At 72.5% G+C, this 17,362-nt stretch carries 15 protein-coding genes; 7 read left to right on the forward strand and 8 right to left on the reverse strand.

The window, feature by feature from the left end:
• Positions 1-101: 101 nt before the first annotated feature.
• Positions 102-410, forward strand: a complete 309-nt coding sequence (locus tag AB0K12_RS41590; protein WP_355426191.1) for a MiAMP1 family antimicrobial peptide — start codon at positions 102-104, stop codon at positions 408-410.
• Positions 411-462: 52 nt separating this feature from the next.
• On the opposite strand, the gene AB0K12_RS41595 is transcribed toward AB0K12_RS41590, so the two are convergent.
• On the reverse strand, positions 463-1,674 hold the full coding sequence (locus tag AB0K12_RS41595; protein WP_364573579.1) for a PP2C family protein-serine/threonine phosphatase: 1,212 nt from the start codon (positions 1,672-1,674) through the stop codon (positions 463-465).
• 180 nt (positions 1,675-1,854) lie between these two features.
• Here AB0K12_RS41595 and AB0K12_RS41600 point away from each other — a divergent pair, with 180 nt between their 5' ends.
• Entirely contained in the window at positions 1,855-2,856 is a 1,002-nt protein-coding gene (locus tag AB0K12_RS41600) for a LacI family DNA-binding transcriptional regulator (protein ID WP_364573581.1), read from the forward strand.
• Between the two features lie 35 nt (positions 2,857-2,891).
• Positions 2,892-3,197, forward strand: coding sequence for a hypothetical protein (locus tag AB0K12_RS41605; RefSeq protein ID WP_364573608.1), 306 nt, complete (start codon positions 2,892-2,894; stop codon positions 3,195-3,197).
• Here AB0K12_RS41605 and AB0K12_RS41610 read toward each other — a convergent pair.
• Positions 3,157-3,684, reverse strand: a complete 528-nt coding sequence (locus tag AB0K12_RS41610) for a helix-turn-helix domain-containing protein (RefSeq protein ID WP_364573583.1) — start codon at positions 3,682-3,684, stop codon at positions 3,157-3,159. The genes AB0K12_RS41605 and AB0K12_RS41610 overlap by 41 nt on opposite strands.
• Before the next feature lie 60 nt (positions 3,685-3,744).
• On the opposite strand from AB0K12_RS41610, the gene AB0K12_RS41615 reads away from it, so the two are divergent.
• Positions 3,745-5,010 carry an erythromycin esterase family protein gene (locus AB0K12_RS41615; RefSeq protein ID WP_364573585.1) on the forward strand — a complete coding sequence of 422 codons (1,266 nt, stop codon included), beginning with the start codon at positions 3,745-3,747 and terminating at the stop codon, positions 5,008-5,010.
• Here the strand turns inward: AB0K12_RS41615 and AB0K12_RS41620 are convergent.
• Positions 4,997-6,319: a DUF6596 domain-containing protein gene (locus AB0K12_RS41620; RefSeq protein WP_364573587.1), complete on the reverse strand. Its 1,323-nt coding sequence runs from the start codon at positions 6,317-6,319 to the stop codon at positions 4,997-4,999. The two genes, AB0K12_RS41615 and AB0K12_RS41620, sit on opposite strands and share 14 nt — an antisense overlap.
• On the reverse strand, positions 6,316-6,654 hold the full coding sequence (locus tag AB0K12_RS41625) for a YciI family protein (protein ID WP_364573588.1): 339 nt from the start codon (positions 6,652-6,654) through the stop codon (positions 6,316-6,318). Before AB0K12_RS41625 ends, AB0K12_RS41620 begins: the two co-directional genes overlap by 4 nt.
• Before the next feature lie 92 nt (positions 6,655-6,746).
• On the opposite strand from AB0K12_RS41625, the gene AB0K12_RS41630 reads away from it, so the two are divergent.
• The gene (locus AB0K12_RS41630) at positions 6,747-7,994 is read left to right on the forward strand and encodes an acyltransferase (RefSeq protein ID WP_364573590.1); all 1,248 of its coding nucleotides are present in this window, start codon (positions 6,747-6,749) and stop codon (positions 7,992-7,994) included.
• On the opposite strand, the gene AB0K12_RS41635 is transcribed toward AB0K12_RS41630, so the two are convergent.
• Complete coding sequence (locus AB0K12_RS41635) at positions 7,912-8,475, reverse strand: TetR family transcriptional regulator (protein WP_364573592.1); 564 nt, start codon at positions 8,473-8,475, stop codon at positions 7,912-7,914. The genes AB0K12_RS41630 and AB0K12_RS41635 overlap by 83 nt on opposite strands.
• Before the next feature lie 137 nt (positions 8,476-8,612).
• Between AB0K12_RS41635 and AB0K12_RS41640 the strand changes: the two genes are divergently transcribed.
• Entirely contained in the window at positions 8,613-9,656 is a 1,044-nt protein-coding gene (locus AB0K12_RS41640; RefSeq protein ID WP_364573594.1) for an aldo/keto reductase, read from the forward strand.
• 26 nt (positions 9,657-9,682) lie between these two features.
• Here the strand turns inward: AB0K12_RS41640 and AB0K12_RS41645 are convergent, their stop codons facing one another.
• Positions 9,683-11,266 carry a pectate lyase gene (locus AB0K12_RS41645; RefSeq protein ID WP_364573596.1) on the reverse strand — a complete coding sequence of 528 codons (1,584 nt, stop codon included), beginning with the start codon at positions 11,264-11,266 and terminating at the stop codon, positions 9,683-9,685.
• 435 nt (positions 11,267-11,701) lie between these two features.
• Between AB0K12_RS41645 and AB0K12_RS41650 the strand changes: the two genes are divergently transcribed.
• A complete protein-coding gene (locus AB0K12_RS41650; protein ID WP_364573598.1) occupies positions 11,702-12,046 on the forward strand; it encodes an STAS domain-containing protein in 345 nt (114 codons plus the stop codon).
• Positions 12,047-12,062: 16 nt separating this feature from the next.
• Here the strand turns inward: AB0K12_RS41650 and AB0K12_RS41655 are convergent, their stop codons facing one another.
• Together AB0K12_RS41655 and AB0K12_RS41660 are read right to left on the reverse strand one after the other, a co-directional pair.
• Entirely contained in the window at positions 12,063-12,575 is a 513-nt protein-coding gene (locus AB0K12_RS41655) for a hypothetical protein (protein WP_364573600.1), read from the reverse strand.
• The gene (locus tag AB0K12_RS41660) at positions 12,572-17,296 is read right to left on the reverse strand and encodes an NUDIX domain-containing protein (protein ID WP_364573602.1); all 4,725 of its coding nucleotides are present in this window, start codon (positions 17,294-17,296) and stop codon (positions 12,572-12,574) included. Before AB0K12_RS41660 ends, AB0K12_RS41655 begins: the two co-directional genes overlap by 4 nt.
• Positions 17,297-17,362 lie beyond the last annotated feature (66 nt).

The following is a 17,362-nucleotide window of genomic DNA, read 5'->3' on the forward strand; positions in this document are numbered from 1 at the left end:
GCGGGCCGCAGGTGCCGCCCGTGTCCCAGCTGGAAAACCTCTTGGATGAACACGTACAGTAGTCTTACTCTTACTTTCGGTAATCGAAAGGAAGGGTCTCCATGAGGAAGTTCATCGTCACCTCCGCGTTCACCGCCGCCATCGTCGTGGGCGGCGCGGGCGCCGCCTACGCCTCCCAGTACGTCGCCTACGAGGGCCCCGGCTTCACCGGCAGGAGCGTCGTCATCGACCGGTGCGGCGTGTCCAACATCCCCTACCACGGCTCGTACAAGTGGTACGGCGACGGCCAGAGCGGACGCATGTACAACCAGCCCAACGCCCAGGGCGTCGCCCACTTCACGCTCGCCTCCAACAGGAACGCCGAGCAGCGCACCCCGGTGGGCTGGAAGAGCATCTTCATCGTCTGCTGACGTCCTGCTCCCCGCGATGAGCCCGGCCTGCCCCTGCCTGTGCCGGCCGGGCTCATCGGCGTTCCGTACGGACGTCGGCCCCGGCGTGCGTGTGCCGGGTCTGGTCGTCAGGGCCGTGCCAGTCCAGGCATATGACGCTCGCGTCGTCCTGCAGATGCCCGCCGCAGAGCTCGGACACCGTGGCGGCCAGCGTCCGCACCACCTCGCGCGGATGGTCGTCGCCCGTGGCGCGGATGAGCGCGGGCAGGTCGAGCTTCTCCGCCGCGCGTTCCTGCATGCCGTCGGTGTGCAGGACCAGGCGGTCGCCGGGACGCAGCGCGAGGTCCTGAACGCGATGCTCGACGGGAAAGGGGAAGCCGAACGGCGGGTCGATCTCCAGCGTCACCTCCTCCACCTCGCCGTCGCGCAGCAGCAGCGGCCACGGGTGGCCGGCGTTGACGAGCCGCAGCCGGCCGTCCCCCAGAGACAGGCGCAGCAACTGGCCGGTGGTGAGGGCGCCCGGCATGTGCTCCAGCAGGGCCTCGTGCGTGTGGCGGGCCTGCTCGGCCAGGCTGAGGGAGGCGCGGCGCGCCTTGCGGGAGGCGCTGACGATCAGCGTGGCCATGAGCGCGGAGTCCACCTCATGGCCCATCGCGTCGGTGATCGACAGGTGGAGCGTGTCGTGGTCGAGCGTGTAGTCGTAGCTGTCGCCGCCCACGCTGTCGGCCGGCACCAGCACGGCCGCCAGCACGAACTGCGCCGCCTCGCAGGTGGGGGAGGACGGCAGGAGCTGCTGCTGGATCTCCGCGGCCAGGTTGACCGCCCTGGTGCGCTGGCCCCAGAGGTAGAGGTCGGTGAAGCGGCGGTCGGTGACGACGATGTAGGCCAGCGCGTGGGCGGCCTGGCTGACCTGCTCCAGGACCTCGAGCCCGGCCTCGGGCAGGGTCAGCTCCAGCAGGCCGATGGCGTCGCCGCGGTTGGTGACGGGCGCGATCACCCGGTACGCGTCGTCCTCAGGCATCAGCGTCAGCCGCTGAGTGCGCAGCGCCTCCTCGTACGGGCTGCCCGCGAGAGGGATGTGCTCGGCGTCGCGGCCCCGGCGCGCGGCGGTGGTCTCGGTGACGCGCACCACCTGCCGGCCCACCAGATCGAGGAAGAGGAACGACACGCTCGACGTCTTGAACCGCTCCCGCAGGTCCGCGGCCACAACGGCGATCGACTCGACGGGAGCGGCGTTCTCCGCCGCCGTGAGGACCTCCGCCAGGGGGAGCGGTACCTGCGCCATGAATGCCTCCTTGATCTGTACACCGTCCTTCCCTTCCACGGGATGGGCACCCACGAGGGATCGGCTTGCTTACCGGAAAAATCCGCTAATACGGATTATTACTGGGATATCACCTCTTGACGTGGTGATCAGTGAGGTCCCAGACTCGGCGCTCATGGGCATGACCCGAGGAGTACGACCGTGGCCCGCCGCCTGACCCAGCAGGACATCGCCCGCATGGCGGGCGTGAGCCAGACCACCGTGTCACTGGTGCTCAACAACCGCGCGGGCAACGGAGTGCGCATCTCGCTCGAGACCCGCGAGCGGGTGCTGCGGGTGATCAGGGAGACCGGCTACATCGCCGACCCCGCCGCCCGCCGGCTCGCCGAAGGGCGCAACCGCATCCTCGGCGTCTTCACCTACGAGGCGGTCTTCCCCGCCACCAGCGCCGACTTCTACCATCCGTTCCTCGTCGGCATCGAGGAGTGCGCCGAGGAGGCCGGCTGCGACCTGCTGCTCTTCACCAGCGCCCGGGTCTCCGGCCGGCGGCGCATCTTCCATGAGGACAGCCGGGTCCGGCTCGCCGACGGGTGCGTGCTGCTCGGCCGTACGGTCGACCGCGACGACCTGGCCAGGCTCATCGCCGACCAGATCCCGTTCGTGTCCGTCGGCCGCCGCGACGACGCGGGCGGGCCGGTGCCGTACGTGGGCGCCGACTACCCGGCCGCGACCTGCGCGCTGGTGGAGCGGGCGGCGCGGCTGGGCCACCGCAGGCTCGTCTACGTCGGCACGGGGGAGGGCGCCGAGTCCACGGCCGACCGCTTCACCGGCTTCCTGGCCGCGGTCACCGGCCTCGGCGTGGAGTCCGTCCGGGTGCGCCCTGACCGGCCCGGGCTCCTCGACGCCGTACGCGCCACCGAGGCCACCGCCGCCTTCTTCGAGGAGCAGGCCGACGCGGTCGTCTTCATGCGGGCGGCGGCCGAACGCGGACTCGCGGTCCCCGAAGACCTGTCCGTGGTCACGCTCGGCTCGGCCACCCGCCCCGTCCACACCGACATCGACTTCGCCGGCTTCCTCATTCCCCGCCGCGAGATGGGCCGCAGGGCCGTCGAGCTGCTGACCAAGGTGCTCGAGACCGGCGGCGCCCCCCAGGAGCTCCTGCCCTGCGAGCTGATCGAGGGCTCCACGCTGATCGGAAGGTAACCCCTCACGTGGTCGAGTTGAAGGCAGACGCGGTCGTGGTCGGCTGCGGGCTGGGCGGCGTGGCCGCCGCGCTGGCCCCGCTGCGGGCGGGCCGCACGGTGCTCCTGCCGGAGGAGTACGCCTGGCTCGGGCGTTGCGTCTTCCCTCGACAGCGCCGAACGGGTGCGCATGTCGCAGCCCCTGGCCGAATGGGGCTACCGCCGCGGCGACACGCGGGCCGGGCTGCTCCGACGGCACCGTGTCGTCCAGCGCGAACCCGGCCGCGATGCGCCGGCTCTCCTCGCGGGCGGCACGTGCCGCTCACGGTGTCCCTTCGCCGGACGGGAAGAAGATGGGGCTGAACAGGTACGGCCTTCGCCCTCCGCCCGGGCCGTTGCCTGCGCGTGCCACGAGTGACCGCCGTACCTCGTCCGCCAAGTCGGTCATCTCGTCCGGGGTGAGCCACAGCGTCGCATGGCGGTAGCCGACCCCGTCCCTGGCCGGGTCGGCTCCGTGGCTGGAGAGGTAGGCGCCGAACTCGGCTATGAGCGCGGCCGTCGCCGCCGCGAACCCGTGGCGGTGATCCTCCAGGGACATCGCGTCCGCGTCGATGCGGGTGGCGTCCTGGCGCAGGCGGTAGTGGCGTTCGACGGTGCCGCGTACGCGGTGCTCGCCGGCGACCTCCAGCAGGCCGGCGTCGGCGAGCAGGGCGATGTGCCGGTAGAGGGTGGTCTTGGGCACGTCAGGCAACCTTTCGCACAGGTCGGACGTGGTGCGGGTGCGCCCGCCCGACAGGGCCCACATGACGCGCAGTCGGACGGGATGCAGGATCAACTCGAGCGTGTCCACCGGCCAATGTTCCCACATTTGATAATGTTCCCAAAAATGGGAATGAAAGGTGCTTTGGCTGTGATCCCCCTCCGCACGCTGGACCCCCGCGCGCCGCTCGACGACCTGACCTGGGTGAACGACGCCATCGGCGACGCCCGCGTCATCGCCGTCGGCGAGAGCTCCCACTACACCCGCGAGTTCGCCCAGTTGCGCCACCGCCTCGTCCGCTGTCTGGTCGAGCGGCACGGGTTCACCGCGTACGCCATGGAGACCGGGTTCACCGAGAGCCGGCGAGCCGACGCGTGGGTGCGCGGCGCCGAGGACCGGCCGGCCGAGGTCATGGCGTACGGCCTCACCTCGCTCATGGGCCTGTGGCGGGAGACGCGCGCCCACCTGGAGTGGCTGCGCCGCCACAACGCCACCGCCGCCCGCCCCGCCGGCTTCTACGGCATCGATCTAGGCGGCCACAACGCCTCCCTGCTGCCCGCGCTCGACGCGGTGCTCGCCTACCTCGCCCTGGCCGATCCCGGCTTCCGTCCCGATCCGGCGCTCAGGGAGACGGCCGCGGGCTGCGCGGCGACGTCCGCGTTCAGCGCTCCCGCCGCCATGGCCGCCTACGCGCGGCTCGCACCCGAGAGAAAGGACGCGCTGACCGCCGGCCTGGCCGCACTCGCCTCCCGCGTGGGGAGCCGGCGCCTGGAGCATGTGCGCCGCACCACCGCCGAGGCGTACGCGTGCGCCCGCAGGTCCGTGCACCACCTGCTCGCCCTGGACCAGGTCTTCCGCGGCATGACCGTGGGTGACCAGCAGAGCGTGGTGGACGTACGTGACGCCGCCATCGCCGGGACTGTCGAGTGGATCCTGCGCCGGGAGGACCGGATCGTGCTGGCCGCCCACAACTCCCACGTCCAGCGCGGCCCGGTCGTCCTGCCCGGCATGGAGCCGGCCACCCCGCTCGGCCTGCACCTGGCCGACCGGCTGGGCGCCGGCTACCTGGTCATCGGCACCACTTCGGGCACCGGGCAGACGCTCAACCCCGACGGCGCGGCGTTCCTGGCCGGCGACCTGTTCGCGCCGCTGGAGGCGCCGGAGCCGGGCAGCCTGGACGCCGTCATGCACGCCGCCCACGACGGCCCCCACGTCATCGACCTGCGCCGCCTCCCGCCGACGGACGCGGTCCTGGCCGCGCGGACCCAGCGCATGGGCACCGCCTACGTCCCCGTGAACCCCCTCACCGCGTACGACCTCCTCGTTCACCTGCCCCAGGCCACCGCCGCCACCCTCGACGGGGAGGCCGTGGCCTGCTCACCGCGGGAGGTGCGCGACGCCGTCAGTCCCAGGTGAGCCGCTGTTCCAGCAGGGCCTGCTGGGCGGGGTTGGTGGTCAGGCGCAGGGCTTGCTCGTCGGCGTCCCTGGCCTCGGTGCGGTGGCCGGTGGCGCGTAGGAGCTCCGCCCGCGTCGCGTGGAAGAGCGGGTAGCGGTCCAGGGGGCCGGCCAGGTTCTTCAGCTCCTCAAGCGCTGCTCGCGGGCCGTGGACGTGGCGTACGGCGACTGCCCGGTGCAGGCGGGTGACGGGGGAGGGGGACAGGTGCAGGAGCAGGTCGTAGAGGACGAGGATCTGGGGCCAGTCGGTGTCGGCGAAGGTCGCGGCCTCGGCGTGGCAGGCCACGATCGCGGCCTGCACCTGGTACGGGCCCGGCCGCCGGTGTGCGCGGGCCGCCCGCGTCAGGAGGGTGGTGGCCTCGGCGATGGCGGTGTGGTCCCAGAGCGAGCGGTCCTGGTCGGGGAGCAGGACCAGGTTGTCCCGGTCGTCGAACCTGGCCGCGCCGCGCGCCCGGTGCAGGCGGATCAGCGCCAGCAGGCCGGCCGCCTCCGGCTCCTTCGGCATCAGGCCCACCAGCAGCGCCGCCAGCCACTCGGCCTCCGCCACCAGGTCGGCCGCCTGCGCCCGGTCGGCGGTGCTGGCCAGGTAGCCCTCGTTGAACAGCAGATAGATCACTGCCAGCACGTCGTCGAGGCGCTGGGGCAGCTCTTCTGCCGAGGGCATCCGGTACGGGATGCCGGCCTCGCCGATCTTGCGCTTGGCGCGGGTGACGCGCTGCGCGACCGTGGGCTCCGGCACCAGGAACGCCGCCGCGATCTGCGCCATCGACAGCCCGCACACCACCCGCAGCGTCAGCGCGATCTGCGCGGCCCGCGAAAGGGCCGGGTGGCAGCAGGTGAAGATCAGCCGCAGCCGGTCGTCACCCGGGGCGGGGCCGGGCCAGGTGAGGCGGGCCAGCTTGGACCGCAGGTTCGACTCGCGGCGCAGCACGTCCAGGCCGCGTCGCCGGGCGACCGTGAACAGCCACGCCTCGGGCCGTTCCGGTACGCCCTCCTCGGGCCAGCGGCGCAGCGCGGTCTCCACCGCGTCCTGGACCAGGTCCTCGGCGGCGGAGAAGTCGCCGAGCAGCGACACCAGCGAGGCGGCCAGCCGGCCGGCATGCTCACGCACGACCCCGGCCAGCACCTCCCCACTCGCGTCCGTGCCCGTCACCTGCCGTCCCCGCTCCGCGGCCGACCCCTGCCGGTGCTGCTGGGCGACCGGCTTCTGCCGGTTCGGGCCCGCGGCCGGCACTTGCCGCGCGGCCGGCTCCTGGTGGTGCGGGTTCATGTGAGGGGGCGGATCTCCACGATCGGGCAGGCGGGCCACGCGCGGGCCAGCGCCAGCGCCTCGTCCAAGTCCGCCACCTCGACCTCCGCGAACCCGCTCACGACCTCCTTGCCCTCCACGAACGGCCCGTCCGTGATCACGGGCTCGGGGCGGTCCACCCGTACGGTGGTCGCGGTGTGGGCGGGCGCCAGGTGCGCGTGGTGGGTGATCTTGTCAGCGTGATCGGCGAACCACCGCCCCACCGCCTCGTACGCGGCTCGCTGCTCCACCTCGTCCATGGCCTCCAGCTCCTTGGCGAACTCCTCGGTCTCCACGAACATCAGTACATACTTCACGATCGACCCTCCTGTCGCGCGTTCACTCACCAACAAGACGATCGGGACGACGCCGCATACGACAGAGCGGCGGTTCCGATACTTTGATCCTCATGTCCCCTGCTTTATCCGTCACCTCTCGCACCGCGTCAGCGGCCCCCGCCCGGCTCGCCTGGCTGGACGCCCTGCGGGGGCTCGGCGCTCTCGCGGTGGTGGGGGAGCACCTGTGCACCTGGGCCATGCCGTGGCTGCGGCCCACCGCATTCAATCTCGGCGTCTACGGCGTGCTGGTGTTCTTCCTGGTCAGCGGCTACATCATCCCCGCCTCGCTGGAGCGGCACGGTGACGTGCGGGCCTTCTGGATCGGCCGGTTCTTCCGGCTCTATCCGCTCTATCTGGCCATGATCGCGCTGGTGCTCGTGCTCGCCTGGTGGATCCCCGTTCGGGCCGAGGTGCCGCGCGACCTGTCCTCCGTGGCCGCGCACGCCACCATGCTCATGGACGCCGTGGGCACCGCGGGCGTGCTGAACACCATGTGGACGCTGTCGTACGAGATGGTGTTCTACCTGCTGGCCGCCGCGCTGTTCACGGCGGGCGTGCGGGACAGGTGGGGGCTGCTGCCCGGCCTGTTCGCGGTGCTCGGGCTGGTCGCGGGGCTCGCCATGATCGTGCCGCCGCTGTCGGGCGGGTGGCTGTCCTGGGTGACGTTCGGGCTGTTCGCCGTCGGGCTCGCGTGCGTGGTGTCGGGGTGGGGCCGTACGGTGGCGGCCTGCGCGCTGGGCGTGATGGCGCTCGCGCTGGTGCTGCTGAGCAGCCGCGTCCCCTGGTTCGGTGCGGCGATCCTGGCGGTGATGTTCGCCGGCACGGCCGTGCACCGGTGGGAACGCGGCGCGGGCCCGCTCTGGCCGGTCGCCGCCACCGGCCTGCTGGTCGCCGCGCTGCCGCTGTGGGCGCGCAACGCCGGCTGGTGGTGGGTGCAGCCGAAGGTGTGGGGCCTGACGATCCTGCTGGCCGTGCTCACGTTCGCCGCCGCCATGGCCTGCCGGTCCCGTACGCTGCCCGCCGCGCTCACCTGGCTCGGCACGATCAGCTACTCCCTCTACCTCGTGCACCTGCCGCTGCTGCTGATCCTCATGCGGGTGGTGGGGGAGCTGCGCGGTGCGCCGGCGGCGGCCCAGCTCGGCGCGGGCGTGCTCTTCCTGGCGCTGCTCCTGCCGCTCAGCTGGCTCAGCCACCGCTGCATCGAGCTCCCCATGCAGCTCGTCGGCCGCCGCCTGGTCAAGGGGCGAGACCGTCCATCAGCAGGTCGAGCAGGCGCTCCGCCTGCTCCCGCTGACGGGGGTCGCCGGCCGCGAGAGTGACGCCGGCCAGCGCCATGAGGATGTCGCCCGCCGGTACGTCCTCCCGCAGCACCCCCTGATCGGTCCCGGCGCGGCGCAACTCCTCGACCGCGGCCGTGAGCTGCTCGCGGGTCTGCGAGCCGAGCTCCGCGTCGCCGCGCAGCAGCATCTTGAGCGTGTCGGCCATGCCCTGCTTGGTGACCAGGTAGTCGAGGACCTCCGACATCCACGCCCGCAGGGCACGGTCGGCCGGCAGCTCGGCGAGCAGGGCGGCGGGGCGGTCGGCCAGCCTGGCCGTCTCATAGCGGTAGGTGGCGTCGACCAGCAGTTCGCGGGTGGGGAAGCGCCGGTAGAGGGTGGCGATCCCGACGCCGGCGTCCCTCGCGATCTGCTTCAGGGTGGCGGCGGCGCCGTCGCGCGCGAAGGCCGAGGCCGCCGCGGCGAGCAGCTTGTCCTCGTTGGCCCGCGCGTCGGCCCGCATCGGCCGGCCGGACTCAGGCATGGAGTCGTCCTTCTTCCGAGTTGCTATGTGGAGCCGGGTCCGCTTAGTCTCCGGATAAGCGGACCCGACTCCGCTTATCCGCGACGGTAGCAGACGCCCCGCCGTGCCATCACTCGACCAAGAAAGGCGGTCCCGCCATGCGCTACCGCACCCTCGGAAGCACAGGAGTGCAGGTCAGTACGCTGTGCCTGGGCGCGATGATGTTCGGCCGGTGGGGCAATCCCGACCACGACGCCTCGATCGGCGTCATCCGTACGGCACTCGACGCCGGCGTCAACCTCATCGACACCGCCGACGTCTACTCGGACGGCGAGTCCGAGGTCATCGTCGGCAAGGCGATCGCCGGGCGGCGCGACGACGTCGTCCTGGCGACCAAGGTGTCCAGCCCCATGGGGCCGGGACGCAACGAGCGCGGCGCGTCCCGGCGCTGGATCATCCGGGCCTGCGAGGAGAGCCTGCGCCGTCTCGGCACCGACCACATCGACCTCTACCAGGTGCACCGGCCCGACCCGGCCACCGACATCGACGAGACGCTCGGCGCGCTCACCAACCTCGTCCGGGCCGGCAAGATCCGCTACGCCGGATCGTCGACGTTCACGCCGTCGGCCGTCGTCCAGGCGCAGTGGACGGCCGAGCGGCGGGGCCGTGAGCGGTTCGTCTGCGAGCAGCCGCCGTACTCGCTGCTCGTCCGGGGCGTCGAGGCCGACGTGCTGCCGACCTGCGAGACGTACCGGATGGGAGTGCTCGCCTGGAGTCCGCTGGCCGGAGGCTGGCTGACCGGGCGGTGGCGGCGGGACGCGGCGCAGGCGTCCAGCCACCGCACCCGGACGATGCCGTTCGGTCACACCCTCGCGCACTACGACCTGTCCGTCCCCGCCAACCAGGCCAAGCTCGACGCCGCCACAGCGCTGGCCGGCGTCGCCGACGAGGCCGGCCTGACGCTGATCCAGCTCGCCCTGGCGTTCGTCACCACGCACCCGGCGGTCACCGCGGCGATCATCGGCCCGCGTACCGCGGAGCATCTGCACGACCAGCTCCAGGCCGCGGACGTCGTGCTGACGTCCGACGTGCTCGACCGGATCGACCAGGTCGTGGCGCCCGGCACCGACGTCAACCCGCACGACGCGAGCTACGGCGCGGCCGTCCTCGCCGATCCCCGGCGTCGCCGCCGCGCCGCCTGACCAAGGGGCGGCGCGGCGGCTCCCGGTCAGGAGGCGTAGGTCTCGTACTCGGCGACCCTGGGGGTGCCGTTCGAGCCGGTGATCCGGAACGTCACCTTCTTCAGCGACGTCGGCGTGAAGCTGATCGTGCCCGCCCCGGTGCCGGACTTCAGCACGGCCCCGTTGTCGGCGTTGAGCAGCTGCCACGACCCGATCGCGCCCGTCGCGCCGGACGCCTCGCGGATCACGACCCGGCCGACCGTCGTCGCCGAGCCCCACTTGATCGAGATGTCGCCGGTCGAGCCGGACGGCGACCAGTACGTGCTCATGTTCCCGTCACGCACGTTGCCGTAGCTCGTGCCACCGGCCTTGCTGGAGCCGTCGGAGCCCGCGCCGAGGCTGAGGTTCGTGCCGCTGGGCGGGTCAGTGGGCGGGTCAGTGGGCGGGTCCGTGGGGTCGGTGGGCGGGTCGGTCGGGTCCGTCGGCGGGTTGGTCGGGGTGCAGTCGCCGTTCGACACCTGCAGGCCCTTGTTGGCGCCCGCCGTCCTGTTCACGATGTCGGGCACGCAGCTCGCGCCGTCGAGGGGGTAGGGGTAGGGGACGCTCACGCTGGTGTTGGACTGCGGGTTGGGGCCGGCCGGGTTGTGCTCGTCGTCGCGGCCGCCCCAGGTCACGTTGTCGAAGATGTTGCCGCTGACCTGCCAGTAACCGGCCTCGTCGGTGTAGAAGGTGCCGAGGACGTCCTTGGAGTCCTCGAAGTAGTTGTTGTCCACCTTCGCCCGGCCGCCGGCCCGGGAGTTGATGCCGGACTCGTGCAGGCTCCGGTAGTGGTTGTTGTACATGTGGGCGATGCCGCCGCGCAGCAGGGGCGTACGCGAGTCGATGTTGTCGTACAGGTTGTGGTGGAAGGTGACGTTCCCGTTGGAGCGGTCGCTCTCGCTGGAGCCGATCAGCCCGCCGCGGCCAGAGTTGCGCAGGATGCTGTACGACAGCGTCACGTACTGCGTGTTGTCCTTCATGTCGAACAGGCCGTCGAAGCCCTCCGACTCGCCGCCCGACGCCTCCAGCGTGACGTGGTCGACCCACACGTTGCGGACGTCGCTCTCCATGCCGATCGCGTCGCCGCCGTTGGAGGTGGGCGAGCCCGACTTCTTGACGTTCCTGACCGTGACGTTCTGGATGATGATGTTGCTCGCCTCGCGGATGTGGATGCCGAGCTGGTCGAAGACGGCGCCGTTGCCGACCCCGATGATCGTGACGTTGCTGATCTGCTTGAGCTCGATCACGCCGGCCGCGGTGTTGCAGCTGTTGCCGGACACCTTGCTGGTGTTGCCGTGGTTGATCGTGCCCTCGACCTGGATGGTGATCGGGGTGCTGCTGCTGGTCCGGTTGCAGAGGGCCTGGTGGATCGCGGTGCCCGTGGTGGCGCGTACGGTCTGGCCGCCCGCGCCGCCGGTGGTCCCGCCGTTGGCGGAGGCGAAGCCGGTGGCGTTGCCGGCCGCGGCGGCTGCGGCGGCTGCGGCGGCCGGTGCGGCCGACGCCTGCGACATCGCCCCGGCCGCCCCGGCCGCCGCGGCCGTGACCGCCGCGGCGAGTGCCGCGCCGACGCGTAACACGACTGCTCGTCTCATGCTCGTCCCATCTTCGTCGTCGATGCCGGGCTGCTGTCGGCAGCCGGATCCTTGCTGGTCCGGCGCGTACGGGATGACCCGCACGCCGGATTCCCCCCAGCGAGTGCGCGCCGCTCACATGAGTGACCACGTCCGTGTCCGTGAGTAGCGCCACCGTAGGAAAGCGCTTTCCCCCTGTCAATGCGCCGTGAAACTTTCATCCAGCCGCCACGGGCGGCGTCACACCCGTTCAGGCCAGCCCTTTCGTCAAATTTCCTGCAGCCCTCCGCCTGGATTCCTTGGCTGGAACGGCATCGGGAAAGCAGCGGGATACATTGGGATGACCGAGGACTTTCGGGCGCCGGCGCCTCCCGCCGGCGTCGCCCCAGTCCGACTCACCGGTGGCGCTGACCAGGAGCGACGCCCATGTCCTGGCTGGCCGAGGGGGGAGTTCTCATGAAGGTCATCGACACCGCCCCGCTCGGCGTGGCGGGCCCCGGGCAGCCGACCATCCTGCGCCTCTATGGCGAGATCGACCTGTTCACCAGCGCGGACCTGCGCGAGCAGCTGCTGAGCGCGCTGCACTACAGCACCAGCCTGCTCGTGCTCGACCTGTCCGAGGTGTCGTTCTGCGACGCCGCCGGGCTGGCCGTCCTGGTCGACGTGCAGCAGCGCGCCCGCCCGATGGGCATCACCCTGGCCCTGGCCTCGCCCCGGCCGTTCATGTCGCGGCTGCTGCGCATCACCGGCCTCGACCGGGCCCTGCCCATGGTGGCCGGCACCCCGCCCAACGCCGCCTGAGCCTTGGGGCGCGCGGTCAGGCCGTCGAGCGGGCTCCCACCGTGACCACGCCCGCCGCGTGCAAGCTGGTGAGCAGCGTCCAGTCGTCGGCCGGGTCGAGCCAGATCTGCAGCTCCTCGGGGCCCGACGGCCGCGGCAACGTTCCCTCGGGCCGGTAGCAGGACGTGATCAGCACGAGCGGCACCGGCGCCGTCCACTCCGCGGGCGCGGGCGGCTCGTGCCGGCCGGCCAGCAGCACCGCGCGTTCCTCAGGCCCGCACTCGCCCAGCCGTCCTGCCGCCAGCTCCGCCTGCAACCGCACCTGCACGTCCAGCGCGAGACGGATCCGCGCCACCGCCCGCTCGCTGTCATCGCCCAGCTCGCCGTAGCCGGGGATGAGCATCGCGACCAGCTCGGCCGGCTCGTCGGCGTAACCGCGCAGGGCGCCGGCGGCATGGATCATCTCGTAGAGGTACGGCGTGCCGTCGGCGTGGCGCGGCGCGGCCGGCAGCTGCCGCGCGCTGGAGACGTTCCGCACGATCACGCTCATACCCGGACCTCCGGGAGCGGCGGCGGCTTCCAGCGCTCGGGCCAGCGCGTCGCCGCGAACAAGGCGGTGAGCTGCTCCTTGTCAGCGGTGCGCCAGAAGATCTCGTCCATCAGCATGCGGAAGGACAGGCTGCCCGCCTCGGTGAGGTCGGGTGCGGAGCCCAAGGAGCGCAGCCCGGCGTGAGTCCCGGGCTCCTCGTGGACGCCCGCGTTCGGCGGCAGGTCCAGCGCCGCCGTGCGGAACGCGGCCTCCACTACGGCCAGCGACACCTTGACCTGCGCCTGGATGACGGCCGGGTCGAGCGAGCCGTCCCACATGCGGAACTCGACATGGCCCTTCGTGTCCTCGGTCATCCCGCTCATGTTCACGGCCGAGTGGTGGGCGTGATCCTGGCGCACCGCGCCGATCGAGGTGTAGCCGCGGGCAGGCAGTGCGTCGAACCGGCACCACGCCTGGCCCCGGTGGCTCTCCGACACCGGGTTGTGTCCGAGCCGGTAGAGCGTGTCGCCATGGTGCTTGACGTATTCGGCCACGCTGACGTAGTTCGCCAGGTGGTGATCGTAATCACGGGTGCTCACGTGCACGTGCCCGCCGGTGTTGACCGTGGCGCTGCCGCCCCAGCCGCGGATGATCTCGCAGGCCAGGAGGATGTTCATCCACGTCGCGGGCTCGTCGTACAGGATCGGTGAGACCAACTCGCCGGATACCGACCTGTCGAGCTCCAGCCGCCACAGACCGCGCCCGCCCCTCTCACCCGAGTGGTATCCGGCCCGGGAGGACGCGTGATACGCGTGCACATCGCCGTCAACGGTCAGACCGGCGGCGTGCAGGTCCCGGGCGATGTTCTCCAGATCGGCCCGGCCGCTGAAGCCGGGCAGCACGAACTCGATCTCCAAACCGAACCCGCGCCCGCCGCCGCGGGCACCCAGCCCTGCGGTGGCGTCGTCGTACATGAAAGGGATCACCGGTTCGTCGCTGCCCGCGCGCCGCACCGCCGCCTCGTACGCCCGCAGGTAAGCGGAAAAGTCCTGCGTGAACGACACCTCCGGTGCATCCGGCCAGCGCCGCCACGCCTCGACCCGGGCCTGCAACGAGTCGATGTACTCCCGGACCGTCGGAGTGAGCGCCCGATCCAGGTCGGAGCCCGGCTCTATGTGGCCGCGCATTCCCTGATCGCCGAGGTGATCCTCATATGCCCGAGCGTGCTGGGCCGCCGCGGCGTTCCTGGCCTCCCGTACGTCCGCGGGTGACATGCCGTGCAGGCCGGGCGCGTCCGCACGGGGGCCGGGCGGCATGAGCGGGTCCGGCCGGCTCAGCGCGTCGACCACGTCATGGCGGTCGACCGGGCCGAACAGGTCGAACCCGTTCCGCGCGGCCTCGGTCGCGCGTGCCGCCAGGTCCGCCACGTCGTATCCGGAACCGGTCTCGTCGGCCAGCCGGCGCAGCGGATCGAAGCGCCAGATCGGCGTCGTCGGGTGCGGGCCCGCGAGCTCCGCGAGCCTGGCCACGGCACGTACCTCGCCGTCCCGCGTGAGCGGCAGGCCGTGCTCGGTCACGAGCCGCAGGCCGTCCCAAAGGTAGGGATCACGCTGCCGATGGGCTGTCAGCATCTCGGTCAGGTCGGTGACGTCCGACGTGCCGGCCACGTCAGCGCCGTGCTCCTGGGCGTCCAGAGCCAGGCGGAGCAGATGCTCGACCGAGCCCGCCTGGCCGGTCTGGCGGGCCAGCTCCTGCAACGGCATCGTCTCGGCTCGCGGTCCCTGGGGCGCGTGCGGGACGAGACCGATCAGGGCGCCGAGCATGCGGCTCGCGGGGCCGTCCAGGTGCGGCAGGTCATACCTCACCTGGCCCTGCAGGCCGTACCACCGCGCGGGGTCCTCCTGGTGGAACCGGCGTAGAGCGTCGTGGAAGCCCCCGGGCCCGGGCGTCGCCGGCGGCAGGAGGCCCTCGGCCTGTGCGGCCCGCACGATCGGATACAGCTCCTCGAGATCGCTCATGCTGTATCTCTGGCGCACGGGGTCGATGAACGCCCTGTTGACGGCTCCGCTCTCCGGCGTTCCCATCATCTCGGCCAGGAGTCCGGCCGCGCGTGCCTGCTCCAGCGTCGCGGACGGCATCAGGTAGTCGTACTGGTGCCCGAGCCAGCGGTGACGGTCGGCGGGGTAGGCGCGGTCGAGCACGTCGGCCAGCTCGGCCTCGTCGCGGGCCGTTTCGGGCGCCATGCCCTGCCGCTGGGCGTCCCGGTAGAGCGCGACCAGCGGATCGACGGCCAGGATGCTGTCGAAGAATTGTTCAGCCAGGCCCTGGATGGCCCGGTTCGGCTCGTCCGTTCCGAGAATCCTCCCCATCGCGCCTATGGTCGCCGCCGTCGCGTCGTCCCGGTTCTCCACGTACATACGCCGCATGAGCTCCCGGCCACTTGCGACCAGGGCGGGATCCAGATGGGCGGGGGTGTCATCGGCCTGGCCGTTGAGCAGCCGCTCGACGCGCGAAGGGACGTCGAGCAGGTCGCCGGCGGTGTTGCCGGAGCCGGTCCTGTCGGTGCCGGGCGGGGCGTCGGGGACGCCGCGCGTGCCGTCCGGGTTCCAGCGGTGGACGATGGCCGCCGCCTCGGCGAAGTTGCGCGGACGCGGGTCGGCGATCGGTGAGAACCCGTCGCTGAGCTCCGGGCCCCAGGCACCGTGCGGCGGCGCGGGCGCGGGCCCCGGGTGCGGCCTGCTCGCCGCCGGTGCGGCGGCCGTGGAGACCGGGGCGTCCTCGGCGACGACGCGTTCCAGCGCCGTACGGACCTCCGGCCAGGACGCGGCGAAGTCAGGGTGCAGGTTCAGCTGCGCCACCTCGCGCAACGGCACCCATCTCACGTCGAGGGACACGGGGGAGGCCGGCCACGCCTCGGCCCTGTGGGGCAGCTCGGCGATCACCGTGTCGTACGCCCAGCCGCCGTGGTCGTCGTGGTGGACCGAGCGCACCCGGACGTCGTCCAGGTTCAGCCGCACCTCCTCGCCCGCCCCGCGCAACGCCGCGGCGACGGGCGTCTCGCCGCGGTCGCGCGTCTCGCCGACCGGCCCCCACAGCCCGCCGTGGTGCGTCTCCAGCGAGCGCAGCTGCATGAGCACGTGCACCTCGCCGCCTGGCCCGCGGTGGTACGGCAGCAGCCCGGCCGCCCCCTCCTCGGTGCCCCAGTGCTGGTGCCCCTGGGCGCACTCCGTGTACGCGTCGCCCGCCCCCCTCGTACCCAGGCCGCGCGGCAGGCCGGCGAGCTCCGGGTCGGCCGGGACGACGTGCGTCGGCCGCAGCACCGTGACGTCGCCCGGCCCCGCCATCACCACGACCTCGTGCAGCGGCAGCTGGCCCAGCCCCGTCCACGGGGTCGCCAGCACCCGGGACGCCGGGACCACGGCCGCCATGACGGCACCGTCGCCCAGGCCCGTGTACCGCTTGGCCACGCCCGGCAGCGCCGTCCACGACTGCAGCGGCAGGCCGGGCGGGACCGGCACCACGTCCCCGGTCGAGGCCGCCGCCAAGGTCGGCATGCGGCGCACCTCGTCGAAGACCACGCCGCGGTAGAGCACGAGCTCCTCGATGCCGTGCCGGCTCAGCTCCGCCTGCGTCTGCTCGTACTGGGTGCGCAGGAAGTCGCGCAGCGCCTCGCCGTGGCGGGCGTAGTCCCTGGCGCCCGTCTGGCTCCTGGAGGGCCCGCCGTACGCCTCGAGGTCGAGGACCCCTTGCAGGCCGAACGCGTCCACCGCGGCCAGGTTCATCGCCAGCCGCGCAGGGAGCAGCTGGCCGGCGCCGCGGCCCCAGGACCTCATCAGCTCCTCGACGCCCAGCCCGCGTACGACGGTGACCGCCTCAGGCGACGCGGCCGGCACCTCGCGCAGGATCCGGCGCCCGGTCACCACGCCCGAGCTCCGCGTGAACGCCGGCAGGTCGTCGCCGGGGAGGACGTCCCAGTTCCGTCCCTTGTTGCCGGGAATCTGGAACTCGTAGTGCACCAGGACCATCTGAGGGTCGCCGAGCGCCTCCGCCAGGTGCTGCTTGCGGGCCGCGGCCAGCAGGTCCTTCGTCGGCGTGGTCATCGTGTCCGCCAGCCGGCGCACGACCGCCTCGTCGGCGCTCGACCAGGCGTGGAGGCTGATCGGCTCGTACGCGCCGTCCTGGCTGAGCAGGTTCGCCACCCGCTCGGACGGCCCCGCCACACCCAGCTCAGGCCCGGCCGGCACCGGCCGCACCCGCGCGGCCGTGTCCTGCCGGGGTGCGTGCCCGTTCTGGGCGGGGACGCGCTCGGGTTGCGCGGGCGGGCGGGCGTCCGGGGTCTGCGTGCGGGGACTCTCGGTCCTCGGCGCGGGCACGTGGTCCTGGGCGGGGAGGCCCGGCAGGTCGTGCGGCCGGGCAGGCGGGACGATCACGTCGGCCGGCCGGTCGCCGTTGACCTGGCGGGCGGGGGGTGGCGCGGTCGTGTCCGTACGGGGCGGGGCGGCGACCGTCTGCTCGGTGGTCGTGGGGGCGTTCGGGTCCTGCTGGACCCTCGGCGCCCTGTGCGAGGTGTCGGGGGCGGTGTTCGGCCGGGTGTTCGGCGCGGAGCCGGCTGTGGTGTCGCGGACGGTGCCGTCCGGCGCGGTGTCGCGTCCGGTGGGGCGCTGGGCAGGGGCCGCGTCGGCCTGGTCGGTGCGGGTCTCGGCCGTGCGCTGCTCGGTGGTGACCTGTTCGGCCGGTTCCACGGGGTGGAGGGCCGCGGCGACGGCCGGGACGGTCGCGGGCAGCGCCGAACTGGCGGGCAGGGCGCC

The organism is Nonomuraea sp. NPDC049419, from assembly GCF_040676995.1.
Taxonomy (GTDB): Bacteria; Actinomycetota; Actinomycetes; order Streptosporangiales; family Streptosporangiaceae; genus Nonomuraea; species Nonomuraea salmonea.